General features: G+C 43.7%; 1 rRNA gene. It reads left to right on the forward strand.

The features are described 5' to 3' along the window. Positions 1 to 282: ribosomal RNA gene (locus tag NDJ01_RS07880) — 16S ribosomal RNA — on the forward strand; the annotation flags it as partial. Positions 283 to 540 lie beyond the last annotated feature (258 nt).

Here is a 540-nt window from a genome sequence, read left to right on the forward strand (position 1 = left end):
AACTTGCGAAAGTGAGCGAATCCCAAAAAGTGCGTCGTAGTCCGGATTGGAGTCTGCAACTCGACTCCATGAAGTCGGAATCGCTAGTAATCGTGGATCAGAATGCCACGGTGAATACGTTCCCGGGCCTTGTACACACCGCCCGTCACACCATGGGAGTGGGCTGCAAAAGAAGTAGGTAGTTTAACCTTCGGGGGGACGCTTACCACTTTGTGGTTCATGACTGGGGTGAAGTCGTAACAAGGTAGCGCTAGGGGAACCTGGCGCTGGATCACCTCCTTAAACGATGATTATTGCGATGAGTGTTCACACAGATTGATACGGTTTATAAGTAAAAGAGACGAGAAAATCTAGCTCTTTAACAATTTGGAAAGCTGACAAATCAACAATTTATTGTTGATTGTAAAGTTCTCAATGTTTGTCTTTATGACAAACACCAAAAAACACATTCAAGTGTTCTTGGAAATTGAGTCCGGCAAAATCGAAATGTCTCTCGCTCATTCAAATAATGAGAGACAACTTTGGTGATTTGAACATCAA

The sequence above is a fragment of the Vibrio sp. HS-50-1 genome, from assembly GCF_024747315.1.
Taxonomy (GTDB): domain Bacteria; phylum Pseudomonadota; class Gammaproteobacteria; order Enterobacterales; family Vibrionaceae; genus Vibrio; species Vibrio diabolicus.